21 protein-coding genes and 1 tRNA gene are annotated in these 20,072 nt (G+C 63.9%); 8 read left to right on the top strand and 14 right to left on the bottom strand.

From position 1 onward, the window contains the following. Positions 1–262: 262 nt before the first annotated feature. Positions 263–964 carry an RNA pseudouridine synthase gene (locus IVA82_RS45385; protein WP_247382511.1) on the bottom strand — a complete coding sequence of 234 codons (702 nt, stop codon included), beginning with the start codon at positions 962–964 and terminating at the stop codon, positions 263–265. Between the two features lie 60 nt (positions 965–1,024). Between IVA82_RS45385 and ftsY the strand changes: the two genes are divergently transcribed. The 3 genes from ftsY (at position 1,025) to IVA82_RS45370 (ending at position 4,021) form a co-directional block, all read left to right on the top strand. After that, on the top strand, positions 1,025–1,969 hold the full coding sequence (gene ftsY / locus IVA82_RS45380) for a signal recognition particle-docking protein FtsY (protein ID WP_247382505.1): 945 nt from the start codon (positions 1,025–1,027) through the stop codon (positions 1,967–1,969). 127 nt (positions 1,970–2,096) lie between these two features. Further along, a complete protein-coding gene (locus tag IVA82_RS45375) occupies positions 2,097–2,699 on the top strand; it encodes a septation protein A (RefSeq protein WP_247382504.1) in 603 nt (200 codons plus the stop codon). 74 nt (positions 2,700–2,773) lie between these two features. Further along, positions 2,774–4,021 (top strand): NAD(P)/FAD-dependent oxidoreductase, encoded by a 1,248-nt coding sequence (locus IVA82_RS45370; RefSeq protein ID WP_247382501.1) that lies wholly within the window; start codon positions 2,774–2,776, stop codon positions 4,019–4,021. A gap of 93 nt (positions 4,022–4,114) precedes the next feature. On the opposite strand, the gene IVA82_RS45365 is transcribed toward IVA82_RS45370, so the two are convergent. Beyond that, positions 4,115–4,522, bottom strand: coding sequence for a thiol-disulfide oxidoreductase DCC family protein (locus tag IVA82_RS45365; protein ID WP_247382499.1), 408 nt, complete (start codon positions 4,520–4,522; stop codon positions 4,115–4,117). 61 nt (positions 4,523–4,583) lie between these two features. Continuing rightward, a complete protein-coding gene (locus IVA82_RS45360; protein ID WP_247382509.1) occupies positions 4,584–5,474 on the bottom strand; it encodes an alpha/beta fold hydrolase in 891 nt (296 codons plus the stop codon). Between the two features lie 277 nt (positions 5,475–5,751). Between IVA82_RS45360 and IVA82_RS45355 the strand changes: the two genes are divergently transcribed. Together IVA82_RS45355 and ppa are read left to right on the top strand one after the other, a co-directional pair. Then, positions 5,752–6,261 (top strand): GNAT family N-acetyltransferase, encoded by a 510-nt coding sequence (locus IVA82_RS45355; RefSeq protein WP_148743934.1) that lies wholly within the window; start codon positions 5,752–5,754, stop codon positions 6,259–6,261. Positions 6,262–6,440: 179 nt separating this feature from the next. Then, the gene (ppa, locus tag IVA82_RS45350; protein ID WP_247382497.1) at positions 6,441–6,977 is read left to right on the top strand and encodes an inorganic diphosphatase; all 537 of its coding nucleotides are present in this window, start codon (positions 6,441–6,443) and stop codon (positions 6,975–6,977) included. Positions 6,978–7,142: 165 nt separating this feature from the next. On the opposite strand, the gene IVA82_RS45345 is transcribed toward ppa, so the two are convergent. The 3 genes from IVA82_RS45345 to IVA82_RS45335 are packed head-to-tail and all read right to left on the bottom strand — an operon-like array spanning position 7,143 to position 8,687. Then, on the bottom strand, positions 7,143–8,027 hold the full coding sequence (locus IVA82_RS45345) for a bifunctional methylenetetrahydrofolate dehydrogenase/methenyltetrahydrofolate cyclohydrolase (protein WP_247382495.1): 885 nt from the start codon (positions 8,025–8,027) through the stop codon (positions 7,143–7,145). A gap of 9 nt (positions 8,028–8,036) precedes the next feature. Then, positions 8,037–8,381 carry a DUF167 domain-containing protein gene (locus tag IVA82_RS45340; protein WP_247382493.1) on the bottom strand — a complete coding sequence of 115 codons (345 nt, stop codon included), beginning with the start codon at positions 8,379–8,381 and terminating at the stop codon, positions 8,037–8,039. Between the two features lie 15 nt (positions 8,382–8,396). Further along, complete coding sequence (locus IVA82_RS45335) at positions 8,397–8,687, bottom strand: YggT family protein (RefSeq protein ID WP_247382492.1); 291 nt, start codon at positions 8,685–8,687, stop codon at positions 8,397–8,399. A gap of 190 nt (positions 8,688–8,877) precedes the next feature. Here IVA82_RS45335 and IVA82_RS45330 point away from each other — a divergent pair. Then, a tRNA-Ala gene (locus IVA82_RS45330) sits at positions 8,878–8,953 on the top strand. Between the two features lie 164 nt (positions 8,954–9,117). On the opposite strand, the gene IVA82_RS45325 is transcribed toward IVA82_RS45330, so the two are convergent. The 6 genes from IVA82_RS45325 to IVA82_RS45300 all read right to left on the bottom strand — a co-directional run bounded on the left by IVA82_RS45325 (position 9,118) and on the right by IVA82_RS45300 (position 15,926). After that, positions 9,118–9,921: a glutamine amidotransferase gene (locus tag IVA82_RS45325; RefSeq protein WP_247382491.1), complete on the bottom strand. Its 804-nt coding sequence runs from the start codon at positions 9,919–9,921 to the stop codon at positions 9,118–9,120. Positions 9,922–10,046: 125 nt separating this feature from the next. Next, a complete protein-coding gene (locus tag IVA82_RS45320; RefSeq protein WP_247382490.1) occupies positions 10,047–10,826 on the bottom strand; it encodes an SDR family oxidoreductase in 780 nt (259 codons plus the stop codon). Between the two features lie 226 nt (positions 10,827–11,052). Continuing rightward, the gene (locus tag IVA82_RS45315) at positions 11,053–11,541 is read right to left on the bottom strand and encodes a TerB family tellurite resistance protein (RefSeq protein WP_247382488.1); all 489 of its coding nucleotides are present in this window, start codon (positions 11,539–11,541) and stop codon (positions 11,053–11,055) included. A gap of 138 nt (positions 11,542–11,679) precedes the next feature. Continuing rightward, positions 11,680–13,089, bottom strand: coding sequence for an adenylate/guanylate cyclase domain-containing protein (locus tag IVA82_RS45310; RefSeq protein ID WP_247382486.1), 1,410 nt, complete (start codon positions 13,087–13,089; stop codon positions 11,680–11,682). A gap of 50 nt (positions 13,090–13,139) precedes the next feature. Continuing rightward, entirely contained in the window at positions 13,140–14,507 is a 1,368-nt protein-coding gene (locus IVA82_RS45305; protein WP_247382485.1) for a cytochrome P450, read from the bottom strand. A 48-nt stretch (positions 14,508–14,555) separates the two neighbouring features. Further along, a complete protein-coding gene (locus tag IVA82_RS45300) occupies positions 14,556–15,926 on the bottom strand; it encodes a hydrolase (RefSeq protein ID WP_247382484.1) in 1,371 nt (456 codons plus the stop codon). Between the two features lie 135 nt (positions 15,927–16,061). On the opposite strand from IVA82_RS45300, the gene IVA82_RS45295 reads away from it, so the two are divergent. Continuing rightward, complete coding sequence (locus IVA82_RS45295) at positions 16,062–17,747, top strand: MFS transporter (RefSeq protein WP_247382483.1); 1,686 nt, start codon at positions 16,062–16,064, stop codon at positions 17,745–17,747. Between the two features lie 110 nt (positions 17,748–17,857). Here IVA82_RS45295 and IVA82_RS45290 read toward each other — a convergent pair whose 3' ends face one another. Together IVA82_RS45290 and IVA82_RS45285 are read right to left on the bottom strand one after the other, a co-directional pair. After that, positions 17,858–18,070, bottom strand: a complete 213-nt coding sequence (locus IVA82_RS45290) for a hypothetical protein (protein WP_247382481.1) — start codon at positions 18,068–18,070, stop codon at positions 17,858–17,860. Between the two features lie 175 nt (positions 18,071–18,245). Next, positions 18,246–18,554 carry a hypothetical protein gene (locus tag IVA82_RS45285; RefSeq protein WP_247382508.1) on the bottom strand — a complete coding sequence of 103 codons (309 nt, stop codon included), beginning with the start codon at positions 18,552–18,554 and terminating at the stop codon, positions 18,246–18,248. A 253-nt stretch (positions 18,555–18,807) separates the two neighbouring features. Between IVA82_RS45285 and IVA82_RS45280 the strand changes: the two genes are divergently transcribed. Next, entirely contained in the window at positions 18,808–19,851 is a 1,044-nt protein-coding gene (locus tag IVA82_RS45280; RefSeq protein ID WP_247382479.1) for a polysaccharide deacetylase family protein, read from the top strand. The last annotated feature ends 221 nt before the right edge of the window (positions 19,852–20,072 follow it).

Here is a 20,072-nt window from a genome sequence, read left to right as displayed (position 1 = left end):
ACAAGCCTCCGCCAGTCAATCCCAGCAAGCCAAAGCCCAGGTTCTCTCTCGACCAGCTGGAGCTCATCTATGTGTGATTTTCCCGGGACAGCCCTGCGCTTGCGGGGGAGGGTTGGGGAGAGGGTGCTTCCTCTAGCGAGAACCCCTAAGAGGAGAGAGCCCTCGCCCGGCGCTCTGCGCCGACCTCTCCCGCAAGCGGGAGAGGTGAGGGAGCTCGTGGCGCGCTCCGCCCAACGCAAAGCTGTCCTGCCTTGAGGCGCTGCTATTCCCCATTCCAGCCGCAGGCCCGGAGCCGTTCGTGCATGTGAGCCGGCGCGGGCGCCACCACCCGGATCGGCTCCTTGTTCCTGGAGATTGGCACCACGATCTCGCGGGAATGCAAATGCAGGCGTGGCTCGCCAAAGCGCGGGCCGTTGCCATAAATGTTATCACCGAAGATCGGCCACCCCGTTGCGGCCGAATGCACCCGCAATTGATGCGTCCGCCCCGTGACGGGTTCCATGGCGAGCCAGGTCAGGCCCGCCCCGCGGCCCATGACCTTCCAGTTGGTGATCGCCTTCTGACCCTCCGGATCGGGCTTCTGCCACCAGCCACGCTCGGCATTGAGCCGACCGAGCGGCATGTCGATGGTGCCTTCGTCTTCGGCAGGACCGCCCTCGACCAGGGTCCAGTAGGTCTTGCCTATCTTGCCGTGCTTGAACAGCAGGCCGAGCGAGGCGGTGGCCTTGCGATGGCGGCCGAGCACGAGGCAGCCGGAGGTGTCCTTATCCAGCCGGTGGGCCAGCACCGGCTGCCGCGGCAGGCCGAAACGCAGGGCGTCGAAGGATGCTTCCAGATTGGCGCCCCCCTTGGGGCCGCGATGCACCGGAAGGCCCGCCGGCTTGTCGATGACCAGCATCAGCCCGTCGCGGTGAAGCACGCGCGCCAGAATTTCATCGGCCGTCAATTCGGGAACATCGAGCAATTGCAAGGGCTTTCGTTCAGACTTTCGTTTATGGGCCGGAACGGCTAACACACCGCCACCATGAACGATACCACCTCCGAGACCCCCAAGCTGAGCTGGTGGCGCCGCCTGTCCAACGGGCTGAAGCGCACGTCGTCCTCGCTCGGAACCGCGGTCGCCGACCTCGTCACCAAGCGCAAGCTCGATCGCGCCATGCTCGACGACATCGAGGACGTGTTGCTGCGCGCCGACCTCGGTACCGAGGTCGCGGTGCGGATCGCCGATGCGGTCGGCACCGGGCGCTATGACAAGGCAATCTCGGCGGACGAGGTCAAGGACGTCGTCGCGACCGAGGTCGAGAAGGTATTGTCGCCGGTTGCAAAACCGCTCGAGATCGATGCGGCGAAAAAGCCTTTCGTCATCCTCGTGGTCGGCGTCAACGGTTCTGGCAAGACCACCACCATCGGCAAGCTCTCGGCGAAGTTTGCAGCCGAAGGCCGCAAAATGATGCTGGCGGCCGGCGACACGTTTCGTGCGGCCGCCATCGAGCAGCTCAAAGTGTGGGGCGAGCGCACCAAGACACCTGTCATCGCCGGTGCGCAGGGCTCGGACTCGGCAAGCCTTGCCTTCAATGCGCTGACGGCGGCGAAGGAGCAGAACATCGATGTGCTCCTGATCGACACCGCGGGGCGACTGCAGAACAAGTCCGAGTTGATGAACGAGCTCGAAAAGGTCGTGCGCGTCATCCGGAAGGTGGAGGCGTCGGCGCCGCATGCGGTGTTGCTGGTGCTGGATGCCACCGTCGGACAGAACGCGCTGTCGCAGGTCGAGGCTTTCCATCGCACCGCCGGCGTCACTGGCCTCGTGATGACGAAGCTCGACGGCACCGCGCGCGGCGGCATCCTGGTGGCGCTCGCGGAAAAATTCAAACTGCCGGTGCACTTCATCGGCGTCGGCGAAGGCGTCGACGATCTCGCGCCGTTCACCGCGCGCGATTTCGCCCGCGCGATTGCCGGGATCGAATAGCCTCGTCCTTCGAGACGCGAGCCGCAGGCGCGCTCCTCAGGATGAGGCCGTGCCACATGTGAGATCCTCATCCTGAGGAGACCGCGAAGCGGGCGTCTCGAAGGATGGGATGGAGAGATGGAAGAGAATGGACAAGACCCAGCCACATCCACTGTTCAAGCTTGCGACCGAGCTCGGTCCGCTGCTCGTCTTCTTCTTCGTGAATGCGAAGTTCAACCTTTTCGCCGCGACCGGCGCCTTCATGGTCGCGATCGTCGCTGCGATGATCGCCTCCTATGTGGTGACGCGCCACGTGCCGATCATGGCGATCGTGACCGGCGTAATCGTGCTGGTGTTCGGCACACTGACCCTGGTGCTGCACGACGAGACCTTCATCAAAGTCAAGCCGACCATTATCTACGCCCTGTTTGCGGCGATCCTCGGCGGCGGGCTGCTGTTCGGCCGCTCCTTCATTGCCGTGATGTTCGATCAGATGTTCAACCTGACGCCACAGGGCTGGCGCATCCTCACGCTGCGCTGGGCGTTGTTCTTCGCCGGTCTGGCGATTTTGAACGAGATCGTCTGGCGCACCCAGAGCACTGACTTCTGGGTGAACTTCAAGGTGTTCGGCGTGACGCCGCTGACGATGGTCTTTGCCATCGCGCAGATGCCGCTGACCAAGCGCTACCACCTCGCACCGGTGTCGCTGGAGGCGAGCGAGGCCGAGGCGGGGGATGTGAGGAAGGGGTAGGCTCTACAGCTGACCCCGCGTCCCGCCACCCGACGTATCTTCTGCCGCTCCGGCGAACATGCTAGAGCCCGCCCATGAGCTCCCTTCCCTCCTCCGTCGACGTCGCGATCATCGGCGCCGGTGCTGCGGGCCTCGGCGCTGCGCACGCGCTACGCGGCTCGGGCCTCTCGGTGATCGTGCTGGAGGCGCGCAATCGCATCGGCGGCCGGGCCTGGACCGTGCAGGCCTCGCCCGAAGTCACCTTCGACGTCGGTTGCGGCTGGTTGCACTCGGCGGACAAGAACTCCTTCGTCCCGATCGCCCGGCAACTCGGTTTCGAGCTCAACACGGACTTACCGCCCTGGAGCGATCGCGCCTTTGGCGACGCCTTTCCGGAAGTCGCGCGCAGGGATTTTGTGCGCGCGATCGACGAATTCTACGAACGTGCGTCTGAGGCTGCGGAAAAAGATGAAGATGCGCCTGCGGCCAGCTATCTCGAACCTGGCAACCGCTGGAATCCGATGATCGACGCGGTCTCGACCTATGTGAACGGATGCGAGCTCGATCAGGTCTCGATTCTCGACATGAAGGCCTATGAGGATACTTACTTCAATTGGCGCGTGCGGGCCGGATATGGGACTCTGATCGCAGCCTATGGCGCGCCCTGCCCGATCGCACTGAACTGCAACGTTGCGGTGGTCGACCATTCCGGCCAGCGCATCCGGCTCGAAACCTCGCTCGGCACCCTTGATGCCGCGAAGGTGATTGTCACCGCGCCTTCCAGCTTGATTGCCGACGAGGTGATCCGCTTTGCGCCACAGCTGCCGGCCAAGGTCGATGCGGCAGCCGGCCTGCCGCTCGGCGTCGACGACAAGGTGACGCTGGCGCTCGAGGATGCGGACGCCTTTCCGAAGGAGGGCAATTTGCGCGGCGCCACCATGCGCACCGCGATGGGCACCTACCACATCCGCCCGTTCGGCCAGCCGTGCATCGAAGGGTTCTTCGGCGGCAGCTTTGCGCGCGAGCTGGAAGACGCCGGCGACGGCGCCATCGCCGCGCAAAGCATCGACGAGATCGTCGGTTTTCTCGGCAACGACATCCGCCGCAAGCTGAAGCCGTTGTACGAGTCGCGCTGGGCGCACGATCCGTTCGCTCGCGGCGCCTATTCGCATGCGCTGCCTGGCCATGCAGGGGACCGTGCCCTACTGGCCGCGCCAGTCGATGGCCGGCTGTTCTTCGCGGGGGAGGCGACGTCGCCGAATTTTTTCTCGACCGCGCACGGGGCAAGGGACAGTGGCGAGCGGGCGGCGCAGGAAGTGCTGGCGGCTCTGAGCAGGCCTTAGCCGCAAACTCCGTTCATTGCGAGCGCAGCGAAACAATCCAAAGTCTTTCCGCAGCGGCAATCTGGATTGCTTCGCTGCGCTCGCAATGACGAATCATTCAATCACCCGCGCCCGTAGATCGGCGTCCGGCACGAAGCACGCATCGTACTTACCAAAAATGCGATAGCGGTTGCGCGCAACGATGCCATAAACGGCGTTCCGCAATGGCTTCGGCACGGCGAACAACATGCGCACCCAGCCCCATCCCGGCAGTTGCGACAGCACAGTCAGCGCAGCATCCGACTTCACGAACACTTCCCCGCCATGGATCACCGCATTGGTGTCGGGATCACCTGGATCGATGCCGAACGTGCGTGCGAGCCGGGCCCCATAGTCCGATTGAACCGGCGTGAAACGAAACCGCTTCGCCGTGTCGCGCGCAGCGACGAAGCGGACCCAGCGCGAGCAGAAGATGCAGACGCCATCGAACAGGATCACGTCATCGTCAGGCCATTTTTGCATCACCGATTGTCCAGCATCAGGAGGGCGACCAATATTTCCACTAGGCTGTGCTGATCGCGATTCATGGCTTGCTGCCTGCCCGCGGCTTCAACGCGCGATCAAGCTCGCTGCCGGCGGCTTTGACGCCGGCTTCGGTTTCGATCATCCAGTGGCCCTCGCTGCCCGTGGCGGGCAGCGCGCGGAAATCGACCTTGCCGCCGCCGCCACGAAACGCATCTGCCAACGTCCGCGAGAACGCCGGAGCAAAGTAGCTGTCATTGGCAGTAACGAGCCATGTCACGGGAATGCGCGCCGCCTTGCCGAATTCGGCTGCAGCCGCAAGAAGCGTGTGCGGCGCGCAGATCCGGTTCGATTCATCGTTGGCGTGGCCGCCGCGCCCCGGCGCAAATGCGATGATCGCGGAGACGATCTTCGGATCGCCGTTGGCGATCGCCAGCGCGCCCCAGCCGCCGGCGGAATGGCCGAGCACGACCGCCGCATCCTTGCGGACGAAATCCTGTTTTCGCAGATATTCCAGCGCGCGTGAAATTTCCTCGGCAGTTGCGCGGCCAGAGCGAGCATAGTCCGCCTCGTCACAGCCACCCTGGTCCTCGAGATAGCGACCGCCGGTTGCGCCGTGACCGAGCCGTTCCGGCACTAGCACGGCGAAGCCGCGCGCGATGAGATGCGCGACGAGCGCGCGGTATTCCGCTGGCGGCATTTGCGCGCGCCGCAGCGCGTTTTGCGTGGTGGCGTGCGCGATGACCGCGAGTCGAAACGGACCCGTGCCGGGGGGACGAAACAGCAGGGCATGCGCAGCGATGTCGGTATCGGGCGACGGCACGCGCCATTGCTGACGGCGAAACGGCTCGCCCTCCTCTCCTGACGAGCCCAAGGTGACCTGAGCGCACAGAGGTGGCGCAGTCAGCAGGGCCAGCAAAGGCAGAAGCGCGAGGACGTCGGAGAGACGCATGAACGGCCGAAGGCGAACACGGGCAGCGAGGGCAGACCAGTAGGCAGACCAGTAGGAACGAATCATTCTGGGCGGACTTTTTGCGGTGCCATTGCCGTCCATTCGTTGCCGCAAGGCAGTTCTGCACCAATGCGTGGCAAGCCGTTGCCGTTCGAGGTAGCTTCTTGTCCTCTTTCGGTACAACATGGTTAAAATACTGATGCAGAAAGTCCACAGGTTAACCGATAATTAACGATAGGTCTTGCCGCCGGCGCGGCGACTTGGTTTGATTGCGTCCATGAGCACAACCCTGATCGAGGTCCGGCCGGCCAAAGCTGCAGACGCAACTGCGGTGGCTTCGACCCATGACGAAGCCTGGCGATCGGCCTATCAGGGCATCATTCCCGGTGGCGAGCTGGAAAAGCTGATCAACCGCCGCGGCCCGCAATGGTGGGACAGCGCGATCCGCAAGGGCAGCCGCGTCAGCGTGCTGGTGTTCGGCGACAAAATCGCGGGCTACGCCAATTACGGTCGCAACCGCGCCCGCAGCCTGCATTTCGACGGCGAGATCTACGAGCTTTACCTGCGCCCAGAGTTCCAGGGGCTCGGCTTCGGCCGTCGCCTCTTTACCGCCGCCCGCCGCGACCTCATGCAGAGCAATCTGAAGAGCATGGTGGTGTGGGCGCTGTCCGATAACGATCCGGCGACGGAGTTTTACCGGGCGCTGGGCGGCCGCATGGTGGCGCGCTCCTCGGAGCGATTCGGGCCGAAGTCGCTCGACAAGGTTGCCTTCGCTTGGACCAATTGACCTGCTGAAAGCTTAACCGGCAGCGCTCCCCTTTCCGTCGATACCGCCCGCCTTTTGCGCCGGTGATCGCTGGATTCATTATTTCACAAAAACACGATGGATAGGCGGGCCAAGCCCGCGTATGACGGTGCCAAATCGCTGCCGGGCGCGATTTCACCTCGGCAATAACGGAGCCTTGAATGCGTATCGATGCGATCTCGATCGGGACCAACCCGCCACACGACGTCAATGTCATCATCGAAGTGCCGGTGGGTGGCGAACCGATCAAATACGAGATGGACAAGGAAGCCGGCACGCTGGTGGTCGACCGCTTCCTCTACACGCCGATGCGCTACCCCGGTAATTACGGCTTCATTCCGCACACGCTGTCCGACGATGGCGACCCCTGCGACGTGCTGATCATCAACACTCGCGCCATTATCCCTGGCGCCGTCATGAGCGTGCGTCCGGTCGGCGTGCTGATGATGGAAGACGAAGCCGGCGGCGACGAGAAGATCTTGGCAGTGCCGTCGTCGAAGCTGACGCAGCGCTACGACAAGGTGAAGACCTATAGCGACCTGCCGGACATCACGCTGCAGCAGATCCAGCACTTCTTCGAGCACTATAAGGATCTCGAGAAGGGCAAGTGGGTGAAGATCTTGCGCTGGGGCGGACCCGAGGAAGCGCATAAGCTGATCCTCGAAGGTATCGAGCGCGAGAAAAAGAAGAAGGCGTGAGCCTTCGGTATCCCGGACAAAGGTAGGCTCCCTCGCCCCCGTTCTTACGGGTAGAGGGTCGGGGTGAAGGGCTGCTTCCGCAAAAACTGTGGCAATTGGACTCGCGGAGACTCCCCTCACCCGGCGCTTCGCGCCGACCTCTGCCCGCAAGCGGGCCGAGGTGAACTACACCGCCGGCTTCGGCAGGCCGGCGATCGCGCAGGCGGCGCGAAGCGTGTTCACCAGTAGGCAGGCAACCGTCATCTGGCCAACGCCGCCCGGCACCGGCGTGATCGCGCCGGCGACACCGAGCGCTTCCTGATAGGCGACGTCGCCGACCGACCGCGTCTTGCCGTCGTGCTTCGGAATGCGGTTGATGCCGACGTCGATCACGGTGGCGCCCGGTTTCAGCCAGTCGCCGCGAACCATCTCGGGCTTGCCGACGGCGGCATAGACGAGGTCAGCGCGCTTCACGAGCCCGGGCAGATCGCGCGAGCGCGAATGCGCGATCGTCACCGTGGCGTTCTCGTTCAGCAGCAATTGCACCAGCGGGCGGCCGACCAGATTGGAGCGGCCGATGACGATGGCGTTCATGCCCTCGAGCGAGGCATGCACGCTCTTGCTCAGGATGATGCAGCCGAGCGGCGTGCAGGGCGACAGCGCCTCGAAACCGCCGGCGAGGCGGCCGGCATTGTTCGGATGCAGGCCGTCGACGTCCTTGGCCGGATCGATGGCATTGATGACCGCCTCGGTGTTGAGGCTCTTCGGCAGCGGCAGTTGCACCAGAATGCCGTGCACGGCGGGATCGCGGTTGAGCTTTGCGACAACCGCCAGCAGTTCGACCTGCGAGACATCGGCCGGCAGCTTGTGCTCGAACGAGGCCATGCCGGCGGCCTGAGTCTGGGTCTGTTTTGAGCGAACATACACCTCGCTGGCGGGATCGTTGCCGACCAGGACCACAGCAAGGCCCGGTATCAGATTGTGCTCGCGCTTGACGCGGGCGACTTCGTCGGCGACGCGGGCACGAAGTTCCGCGGCAATGACTTTCCCATCGATAACCTTGGCTGTCATGTCCGTTCCTTAGGTCTTAGGTCTGGCCGAGACGAGCTGGCGCAGGGCTTCGCCGAGCCGCGCCGGATCGCCGTCGACCGCGATCTGCTTCAGCCGCGAGGTCGCTCCGGACAGTAGCTTCACGCTGGCCTTGGGTACGCGGAGCGATTTCGCCAGCAGCACCAGGACCGCCTTATTGGCCTCGCCGCCATCGGCGATGGCGCGCACCCTCACCTTGAGCACGCTGCGGCCATCGGCCAATTGTTCGATCCCGTCGATATCGTCGCGGCCGCCGCGCGGGGTCACCCGCAGCGCGATGCTGATGCCCGCGGCCGAGTAACGCCAGGGTTCCTTACAAGCTTCTTTGGCAACCAAGGTGCCCCAGCCCGCCTAGATCACGTTCGGATAGACGTAGTACAGGATCACGCGCTCGATGAACATGATGAGCAGGATCAGGATGATCGGCGAGATATCGAGACCGCCGAGACTTGGCAGGAAATTACGAATCGGCGCCAGCACCGGTTCGGTGATGCGGTACAGGAACTCCGCAACCGCCGACACGAACTGGTTGCGGGTGTTGACGACGTTGAAAGCGATCAGCCAGGACAGGATCGCGGACGCGATCAGCAGCCAGACGTAGAGGTCGAGCACGATGATGACGATGTCGAGAACGGCACGCATGGCTTTTGAAAACTCTGGCTGAGGGCGGGATTGACGGCTTTTGCTAGATATCGGTTCCCCCCGGCCCAAACAAGGGAAGTTCGGGCGTGGGGATGGCTAAAACCGGATTACACCCGTCCTTGACTTGACCTTGGCAGGGACTTAAATGGCGCCCGGTTGTCGGCCGCATTAACCAGGGCGGCCAACAAACGGGGCCATAGCTCAGCTGGGAGAGCGCGTCGTTCGCAATGACGAGGTCGGCGGTTCGATCCCGCCTGGCTCCACCAGCCTTCGCTCGCTTCGCGAGCTACGGCTGGGCAAGCCAGCCAAACTCTCCCTCGCAGCGAAGTGAGCGAAGGCTGTCCCGCCATAGCCCGGAGGGCGACGGCGGACTCCCTCCACAAGTCCCACCTCCCCCTAAACCGCGGCGGGCTGTCGCGCGACGGAGCGATCACTCGGCGGCCTGCGCCAGCACCGACCGGCGCGCCAGCCAGCCGTCGATGAAGTGATCAAGCCATGCGCGTTCCGCGACGTCGTAGACGGCTCGGTCCGTAAAATGATGATGCCGCGCGCGCGCACCGGGCGCGCTCAGTCCGTCATAGCCGCGCGTGGTCCAGCAATGCATCATCGCGTAGGTCACGTCGGGATGAAACTGCACACCGAAGGCATTGCCGGTGCGGAATGCCTGAACCGGAAAATCATCGCCTTCGGCAAGCAGTTCGGCGCCGGCCGGCAGCTCAAATCCTTCGCGATGCCAATGATAGACTCGTGCCGGCCAGTCAGGGCAGAGCGCGTGTCCCGCCGCGGTCGGACGGATCGGGTAATAGCCAATCTGGGTCAGCGCATCCGCATGTGGTGCGACGCGGGCCCCTAACTGCATCGCAAGCATCTGCGCGCCGAGGCAGATGCCGAGGAACGGCCGCTGCTCACGCAGCGGAATTTCGATCCAGTCGATCTCGCGTCGGATGTAGTCGTCGGAATCGTTGGCGCTCATCGGACCGCCGAAGACCACGGCGCCGGCATGCTGCTCGAGCGTCTCGGGCACGGGATCGCCGAAGCGGGGACGGCGGATGTCGAGGCGATGGCCGAGCGCGCGAAGCGCATTGCCGACCCGGCCGGGCGTCGAGGATTCCTGATGCAGAATGACGAGAACCGGCAGTCGGGTTTCAGGACGACCGGCGGATGCGCCGAGGTCCCTTCGCTTGGGGAAGGGCACCAATTCTGCGCCACCAAACCTGTTCGTCCGGAACGACATTGCCTTTCCAAGTGCTATCGGTTCGGACCGCCAGCATAACTAAGCGATCGTTAATTTCGTGTGAGTTCGCGCACGCACCGAAATGAAAGCAAGCTCCGGGCCAATACGGGAGCTGACGGCTTCCGCTAGCGCCTTTGCCTCTGAAACCGGCTGGTGGCGAACAGGATGAAGTCGCGCGGGAAGAAGCGCAGCAGGAACGGCACGATCTTGATGGCGAGGCCGGGCAGCACTGCCCGTTTGTTGGCCATCAGTCCACGATAGGCCTCGCGTGCGACATCCGCGGCCGAAACATTGAGAGCCGCCGTATCATGTCCGGATCCAACGCGGGCCCGCGCCTGGAATTCGGTGGGCACCGGGCCCGGGCAAAGGACTGTAACGCGGACGCCGCGCGGGCCGAGCTCCGCGCGCAGGGCCTCGGTGAAAGAGATCACATAGGCCTTGGAGGCGTAGTAGACGGCCATGCCGGGGCCGGGCAAAAAGCCGGCGACGGAGCCCACATTGAGAAGACCGCCCTTGTTGCGGATGAGCTGTTCGGCGAAGCGCAGCGAAAGATCGGTCAGAGCCCGAACGTTGACATCGACGATGCCGACCTGCTCGACGCGGTCGCGTTCGACGGCATCGCCGAACACACCAAAGCCGGCATTGTTGACGAGATTGTCGAGCTCGACGCCTGCGGTGGCGAGCGCGGCGGCGATCGTCTCGCCCGCGTCTGCTTCCTCGAGGTCGCAGACGATCACGATCGGCTTCTTGCTGCCCTTGGCGGAGAGCTCGCTGGCGAGCGCCTCGAGCCGATCGGCCCTGCGCGCCGTGAGCGCCAGACGGTGTCCGTTCGCGGCGAACACGCGCGCCAGCTCCATGCCTATGCCCGCCGAGGCACCGGTAATCAGCGTCACCCGCTCAGTCACGATCGAACTCTCTTGGATTCAATTTTTTTGCCCCCGCAATAGCGGAACGAGAGCATAGAGCGTGCGCGCCGCGCAAGCTGGCTGGCTGCATGGCGGCTAGTGCTGGCGACAGGGAGCGTAGGAAAAACTGCTGATTTCACGCGAAACGGACACCGGAGCGACGGCGAACACATTAAAATTTCGTCATGTGGTACGCACGGCCCGCAATCGGCCGTGTTAAGGCGGGTCAGCCGCCGATAGCGCCGTTCTTCACCTGATTGCCGGCGCGGTCCGCAACGGCATGCTTCAGGTCGATCCGGTCGCGCTGGGCGATCCCGAGCAGGTCGGAGGCGCGCCAGACCACGTTGTCCTCGAACTCAGTGACCTGGCCGTCGGCATAGACCAGCTCCCACATCATCTGCACGATGCGCTTGCGCCCCTCCTCATCGAGCGAGCGCATGATAACGCTGGTGAAATGATAGAGGTCGACCGCCTCGCCCTCGACCTCGGTTGCGTCCGCGATCAGGCGGTCCGCAGTACCGCGATCGAGCCCGAAATGACGTTCGATCAGGCTGTGCAGCTTGCGCTGCTCGGCCGCAGTCGGCTGGCCGTCCAGCGAAACCACGTGGACCAGCAGGGCGGTTGCCGCCAGTCGATAGTCGCTGTCGCCGAAGGCGCGGTCGACCGCCTGAGGAGCAACGATGTCAGCGATGAATTGGCGCAGGCCGTCGAGCATAAAGTCCTACCGATATCGATGAAGCCGCGGGGAGGCGGCCGTTACCAGCATTATATGAGCGGGAAACTCAACCGCCGCAACATGCGTCAGTTCCGCGCGCGGCATTACGTTTCGGCAATCTCTGCGCCGGGACGGCATCTACGGTATCTCGTACACCACCATCTTGTCGGCGATGCCGCGCAGCGCGGCCTGCTTCTGGATCGGCCTGATCTCGCGCTGCTGCAACACCTCGGCAACAGCCGGTGCGTCGAGCACCGGTCCGGTGATGTGGATTTCCTGCGACGTGGACAGGCTCTGCACGCGCGCGGCGATGTTGACGGTCTGGCCGAAATAGTCCTGACGCTCGTTGAGCATCACCGCAAGGCAGGGACCCTCATGAATGCCGATCTTGACGATAAGATCGGCGGTGCCGCGCTGCTTGTTGAGCTCGTCCATCGCTGCCCGCATCCGTAGACCCGCGACGATCGCGTGCTCGGGACGGACGAATGTCGCCATCACGGCGTCGCCGATCGTCTTCACCACTGCGCCCTTTTCCGAGGAGATGATCTCGAGCAGCGCGTGAAAATGCGCGCGCACGAGATCGAAGGCGGCAAGGTCGCCGACGCGCTCGTAGAGCGCCGTCGAGCCTTTCAAGTCGGTGAACAGGAAGGTCAGCGAGGTGATCTGGAGCCGCTGGTCTAAACTGAGATTGTCAGCCTTGAACACATCGCGAAAGGTCTGGTTCGACAGCATCCGCTTGGCGGTGAGGAACGGCTTGCGCTTGCCTATCAGGCGATGAAGCGCGTCGGCCGCGATGAACACCGACGGCAGTACTCGCACGCCGGCCTGGTTCTCCAGCGACAGCCGCAACGGACCCGGCCGCATCACCGCGGTCCCGGTCGGGGCCCGTACCTTGTTGTACATGATGGCGAGCTGCTGGCGTTCCTTGGTCGGCTCGCCCTGGACGTCGATGAACTGGGCGGCGTGCGTCACCGGCTCGAAGATGATGATGAAGTCGATCGGCAATTGCAGCGACATGGTCGCCTTCTCGCCGGCCGGAAGCTCGAGCGTATCCAGCGTCACCTCGTTGGCCAGCGTCGCAAACGATTCCTTGTTGAAGTCGACGCCGGAGCTCCAGAACACCTGCTTGAAATATTCCCAGACCGGAAGCGAGTCGGGGTCATGCGCCGCGATGCGCCGTACGCGCGGGTTCACCGTGAAGGACACCTCGACCTGGTCGTCGACGGAAGCCTTATAGCCGCAGGCGCAGAGCGCGCAGTGATAATCGTCGGGCTTGAGCGCCTTCAGCGTCGAGTGCGCGCCGAGCACGCCGCCGCATCCTGGACACAATACGTTCCAGCCGAGATCGAACAGCCCAAGCCGGGCCGAATGCAGGAAGCCCGAGATCGTCCGCTCTTCGTCGAGATTGTGCTGCCTGGAAAAGTCGAGAACATTGACGCGGTTGAGCTCGTGATCCTCACCGTGGTCGATCAGATGCTGAATCGCGTCGACCACCTTTGGATCGGCGGTCTGCTTCAGGACGGAAAGCTGGGCTTGGATATCGCTCATGGCGGGACTCTATCTAGGGTGGATCACGCCATTGGCCAGGCAGTCGCCTGTCACCGACGCGTGATGCGGAACATGGGTGAGTGGCCGGGCTGGGTCGTCACGACGCCGTGCGGGATGACGGGATCGGTATCGGCAAGCTCGACTCGAAACGCGCCGATCAGCCGCGCCAGCGCCAGCACGGATTCGGCCTGCGCAAACGGCGCCCCGACGCAGACGCGTGGCCCCGCGCCGAACGGCAGATAGGCGAAGCGATCCGGCGCCTCGGTCGACATGAAGCGTTTTGGAATGAACGCGTTCGGTTGATCCCACAGCTTCTCGTGCCGATGCAGCAGCCACGGCGCGATCATGATGATGTCGCCCTTGCCGATCGCAACGCCGGCCGCATTGTCCTTTTCCCGGGCGGCTCGCGCGATCAGGAAGGCCGGCGGATAGAGCCGCATGGTCTCCTCGATCACGGCGCGGGTGAATTTCTGGCGGTCGATATCGGCCATGCTGTCGAGATGCTCGCCGCGGGTCTCGGAAGCCACTTCCTCTTGCGTGTCCGGATCCAGCGCGAGCAGATAGAGCGCCCAGAACAACGCGGTCGCCGTGGTCTCGTGACCGGCGAGGATCATGGTCGCGACCTCGTCGACGAGCTGTTCGTCGGAAAAACCCTTGCCGGTCTCGGGATCGCGCGCCTCATCCATGAGATCGAACAGGTCGCGCGGCGGCGCACCGTCCTTCTTGCCCGCGGCGCGCCGCTCGGCAATCAGCATCGCGACGAATTCGGCCCAGCGCTTGCGGAAACGCGCGCGGGCAAAATCCATCGGGCTCGGCCAGGACACCGGCAGGATCATGTCGAACAAATACGGCCGCCCCAGCCGTGCGCCATATTCCATGACGAAGTTGCGCAAGGTCGGGCCATGCCGGTCCATGCCGAAGGAGAACATGGTGCGTCCGGCGATCTCGAGCGTCATGCGCTGCATGAGCTCGCGCAGGTCAACGGGCTCGCCAGCGCGCTCCTCGAGCTTCGCGATGGTCTCGTCCAGCACCGCGGTCATGTGCGGTACGAGGTTGGCGGTCGCCTTCGGCGTGAAGGCCGGTGCAAGGGTGCGGCGCTGAAACGTCCACGAATGGCCTTCCGCAATCAGAAGGCCGTCACCGAGTACCGGACGCAGCATGCGGATGCCGGCCGGCGTGCGCGAATAGTTCTCGTAGTTGCTCAGCAGCACGTGCCGGATCGCGTCCGGGCGATTCAGGATGAAACTGTTGCGGAAGAAGAAGCGGCCCTCGATGACATCTTCCTCGTAGGCGCGCTGCCCCCAGGTTGCGATCATGTTCTGCTTGATCACAGCAAGCCGGCCGAGGAACGACATATCGTCCGGGGCGCGCGGCGGGGTCGGAGGGACGATCGGCCGACGCACGCTGGCGATGTTCATGGCTCTCTCCCGCAGATATCTTCGCAGTCAAGGCTTGCAGCTCAACAGCTAATAAGTCAGCTCGGCAATCGCAATCCTGTTCTCGGAGGCCGGCCAGGCGCGTGCCACAATCCGTTCTTCGTTGAATTGGGCCACGACGTTACGCCCGATCTCGGCGGCCGAAAGGCGCAGGGTTGCTGTCGCATCCGTGGGCACGCCCGGCTTGACGTCGGCCGGCTCCCTGCCGTCGAACACCACCACGTCCCGTGGCAGGCCAAAATAGCCGCGCGGGCGCGACATGATCACGACCGCACCGGCATCCTTGTCCGCCGGCCCGAGCGGGCGCGCGGCACGCAGATGCACGACGTCGGACGAGCGCGGGAAAGGCGAGCGGTAAAAATGCGTTATCGGCGCATCCGGCGAAGTTAGGACGAATTCGAGCGACGAGGCGGCATCGACCTCCGCCGGCCCCCAACGTCCGTCGGCGCCGGTCTTCGAGCTCTGCACCGCACCGCCCTTGCGCTCTCCGGTTTCGGGCTCGACTCGGAAGATATCGACGGTTGCGCCCGCGACCGGACGGTTGGTCGACACGCCGCCCGGCGTACCCGTCACAAGGCCGCTCAGCCTGACGTTCTGCTCCGGCATGATTGCAATGCGCGCGGGCTCGCGCCCGGCGATGAATTTATAGATCTCGCGGAAGGCGCGGGGATGAAACGCCACCTCGCGATGGTCGAGCGCACCGAGCAGGAGATTCGTGGCGCCCTTCAGCTCGGGCCCCTCGGCGGTGACGCCGGTCGGCACGCCGGGCTTCCCGATGAAGCGGCCGTCGGGTTGCGCGTACTTGTCCATGCCGTCACTGCGCAATGTGAGGAAGGCCACGCCCGGCGTCACTTCGCTCTCACCCTGGTTCAAGCCGCGCAAGAATGCGCCCCGGCCGTTGAACTCGCTACCAAGCGTGTCGTCGGTTGCAAACACGCCGTGATTGGGTGTGCCGCACAATACGGCATGACTGACATCTGCTGCACCACCATTCCTGATGACGTTGCGAATCGCGTAGCCGCCGCGCGAGCTGCCGACCAGTGCCACGCGGGGCGCACCGCTGCGGCGCTTCAGTTCCGTGATGGCCGCCGCGAGCTCGCGGCGCTGGTCCTCGGTCGAGGACCGGTTGGCCTGCTCGACCTTGTCGTCGCTCCGCGCATTGGGATCGGTGAAATTGATCGCCAGCATGCGAGCGCGCGCGATGCCGTTCGATTCCATCCGCCACAAGGTGGTCATCCAGAGCGCGTCGTAGTCGCCATTGCCATGAACGAACAGGATCGGCGGCACCTCGGAACTCTGCGCCGCGGGCGCGATTTGCGCCAGCGCCTCGATCCGCAAGCTCGCAACCGCGAAGGGAAGGCTACCTGCACCCTGCAGGATCGTCCGTCGCGACAGCTTCATATGTTCCTCTCCGGCAACCATTTCTTTGCACCACTTATAGCGGCCTAACCACTGGACAGCGAAGGACTTTCGCAGGCATCACTGACTCTACCGGAATCGCTGAAGCCATTTCTGCCAGACCTCCTGGAAGGGGATATGACCGAGCAGACGAACCGTCAAATTGCCGCCGACGGCATCACCGCGCCGCTGCGGTACACCCTGTTCCGGCGCATCTGGCTCGCCAGCCTGCTCTCCAATCTCGGCCTCTTGATCCAGGGCGTGGGCGCCGCCTGGGCGATGACCCAAATGGCGGCCTCGGCCGACAAGGTCGCGCTGGTGCAGACCGCGCTGATGCTGCCGATCATGCTGATCTCGATGCCGGCCGGCGCCATCGCCGACATGTATGACCGGCGCATCGTGACCCTGATCTCGCTCATGATCGCGCTGACCGGCGCGACTGCGCTGACGCTGCTGGCTTGGCTCAAGCTGATCACCCCGGAAACGCTGCTTGCTTTCTGCTTTGTGGTGGGCAGCGGCAATGCGCTGTTCGGCCCGGCGTGGCAATCCTCGGTCAGCGAGCAGGTGCCGCCCGAAGCGCTGCCGTCCGCGGTGGCGCTGAACGGCATCAGCTACAACATCGCCCGCAGTTTTGGTCCCGCGGTCGGCGGTGTCATCGTTGCCGCGCTCGGCGCGGTCGCCGCCTTCGCCTGCAATGCGATCCTCTATCTGCCGCTGCTGGTGGTGCTGCTGCTGTGGCGGCGCAACACCGAAGCTTCGCGCCTGCCGCGGGAAAAGCTCAACCGCGCCATGGTCTCGGGCGTGCGCTACATCACCAATTCGCCGCCAATCAAGATCGTGCTGTTGCGCACGCTGGTGATGGGCCTGATCGGCGGCGCCATCATGGCGCTGATGCCGTTGGTCGCGCGCGATTTGCTGCATGGCGGCGCGCAGACCTACGGCATCATGCTGGGCGCGTTCGGCATGGGCGCAGTGGTCGGCGCGCTCAACATCCACGAACTGCGCAGGCGCATGAGCGGCGAGGCGGCGATCCGCACTTGCACGATCTCGATGGCGTTTGCGATGGCCGCGCTTGCCTTGAGCACAGAACCCGTACTGACAGCGGCCGCGCTGGTGCTGGCCGGCGCGGTCTGGATGGCCGCCGTCGCGCTGTTCAACATCGGCGTGCAGCTCTCGGCGCCGCGCTGGGTTGCGGGCCGATCGCTCGCGGCGTTCCAGGCCTCGATCTCGGGCGGCATTGCGATCGGCGCGTGGGGCTGGGGTCACCTCACCGATTATGCCGGCGTCGAGGTCGCGCTCCTGGTTGCAGCCGGGTTGATGCTGATCTCGCCGCTGCTTGGAATCTGGCTGGCGATGCCGCGCGTCGGCGCCCGCAACGAGGATGCCGAGGTGCTGGCCGACCCGGAAGTGAAGCTATCGCTCACGGCGCGCAGCGGACCCTTGGTGGTCGAGATCGAATATCGCGTGTCGCAGGAGAACGCGCGCGCCTTCCACAATGTGATGCAGGATGTGCAGCTCTCCAGGCAGCGCAACGGCGCCTATGGCTGGTCGATCGCGCGCGACATCGCCGACCCCGAATTGTGGACCGAGCGCTATCACTGCCCGACCTGGCTGGACTATCTGCGCCAGCGCAACCGTTCGACCCAATCCGAACGCGCGCTGCATCAGCAAGCCATCGATTTCCACATCGGGCCCGAACCGGTGCGTATCCGCCGCATGCTGGAGCGCCCATTCGGTTCGGTGCGTTGGAAGGAAGAGACTCCGGACCGCGCAAGTGCAGAGGTTTTGCCGGTGGTCGCGACCGCGGCGGGAAGCAGCACGTAGGCTTCGTAGTCCGTAGCCCGGATGGAGCGAAGCACAATCCGGGACAATCTCGCCGCGTGGACAGAACCCCGGATTTCGCTGAAGCGAAATCCGGGCTACGACGCTCCATCTCACTGTCCGTGCTCCGTCAGCACCTTCTCGCAGCCTTTGCTCAGCCGCGTGCGGTTCTGCTTCAGGCAGGCGAGCACGGCCTGATCGCCATTGTTCATCACCGGGCGGCAGAAGCGGCTGACGTCGCGCGCGCAGGCGTCGTGGCCGGGCTGCTGCGCCGCCGCGCCCGATGCGCACAGGATGAATGAGACAATGAAAAAAAATTTGGTCATCGCGCAATGCCTCTTGCCCGGAAAGATATGCGGGCGAAGCTAGTGCGACGATCCCAGAGCCGCAACGGCTTTATTGAGAGCTTGCGTCTGCGTCGCCGCGTGGCGCCCCAGCTTGACACCGGGGGCACATCGCGAGGGGAGCTCGAGAATGCAACGATGGATGCGTTGCGCGCTGTTACTGACTGTCCTGCGCGTCGGCAACCTTGCGCGACGCGCCCTTGGCGAGATCCTTGTCCATCACCGCGCGGCAGCCGGCGCTCAGATCCGAGCGATGCTTCACCATGCACGCCGTGATTTTCGGGATGTTGGGGATTTCCGACGAGCACAGGCGGAAAGCGTCGCCGGTGCACATCTGTTGCGCTTCGGACGAGAAGGCGAAGCTCGAGCTGGTCGAAATGATCGAGACGATGGCGGCGAAGCCGAGGGCCAGGCTGGTGTCGCGGATCTTGGTGGTCAAGGACTTGTCGGAGAACGACTTGGTCATTTGAAGCTCCCATTGGCGCCGCCGGAAGCGGGCCCGTTGTTGATGGGACCTACGATGCTCCAGCAAAACAGTTTCTACTGTGATGACGGTCACAAGCGGCACCGCTAATGTGACCTCGGTCACTTTGGCGCACTCCTCTGAAATTCCTCCGCTTCCGCTGTCGTGTTGGTGTCACGTTAACTGTTCCTTCGCATTAATGGCTGGGCGCGCGGGAAAATCCGCTTGTTTGGTTGCGTAATTGGAAAGAATAGCGATGCGTAATGCGTTGGGCCTGATGCTGGCCAGTGTAGTTGCGGCGGTCGTGATCGCCGCCGGCGGTTGGTTTTATTATTCCTCGCGCGCCGAACAGGGCGCCCCCAAGACAACGGCCGCCCGTGCCGCCGATCCTCTGCCGGCACCGGCCAAACTTGCCACCAGGGATGACGTCGAGACCACCGCAGCGCTGGCGGGTAAGCCGACGGTCCTTGCCGCGGCGCCGGCCCCGGCCGCACCGGTGCAACAGAAGTCGACCTGCACCAATCCAAACGCGCTCGGCGTGGCTCGCGTGGTCGAGATCGACACCACCGGCGGCCCGGGCTTCGGCTTCGAGCACTTCAAGCAGTTTGATTTCCTCACCGACAAGGAGGTCGTTCTGACCTTCGACGACGGTCCGTGGCCGGTCAACACGCCCGCGGTGCTGAAGGCGCTCGCGGATGAATGCACCAAGGGACTGTTCTTCTCGGTCGGCAAGCACGCGACCTACCATCCGGAAATCCTGCGCCAGGTGCTGGCCCAGGGCCACACGGTCGGCACCCACACCTGGTCGCATGTCAACCTGAACAGCAAGAAGATGACCGAGAGCCAAGTCAAGGACGAGGTCGAGAAGGGTTTTAGCGCGGTGAGGTTCGCGCTCGGCACCAACCCGGCGCCGTTCTTCCGCTTCCCGCAGCTTCAGCACAATCCGGCGATGGTGACCTATTTCGGCACCCGCAACGTCGCGATGTTCTCGACCGACATCGACTCCTTCGATTTCAGGAAGGGCGCCACGCCGGAGAAGATCGTCGAGACCGTGATGACCAGGCTCGACAAGCTCGGCAAGGGCATCATCCTGATGCACGACTTCCAGAAGCACACCGGCGAGGCGCTGCCGACGTTGCTCGCGCGGCTCAAGGCCGGCGGCTACAAGATCGTGCAGATAAAGGCCAAGACGACCTTCCAGACGCTGCCGGAATATGACGAGGCGCTGCTGAAGGATCTGAAGGTGCCGACCTCGAGCGCGCGTCCGATCGCGAGCGTGGTGCAGACGGTCTCGCAGTAAGACAAACCAGCTACCTGATTGCGTCAATGGCCGGGCTGCTGTCCAGGCCATTGTCGTTTTGAGAGAGTGCAGACGCAGCGATTACCAGTAGATGCTGTGCAGCTCGCTGATGATGCGGCCTTTGAGCGGCCCGAGACATAGGTGACAAAACGTACCGGGCACATGGGTTACACTTTCCGCTTTTGTTCTGCGGGAGGTGTGGATGCCGTGGAAAGCGAGTT

Source organism: Bradyrhizobium sp. 142 (assembly GCF_023074015.1).
Classification (GTDB): domain Bacteria; phylum Pseudomonadota; class Alphaproteobacteria; order Rhizobiales; family Xanthobacteraceae; genus Bradyrhizobium.
The sequence above is the reverse complement of the archived record's forward strand: the minus strand, read 5'-3'. Positions and strand labels throughout refer to the sequence as shown.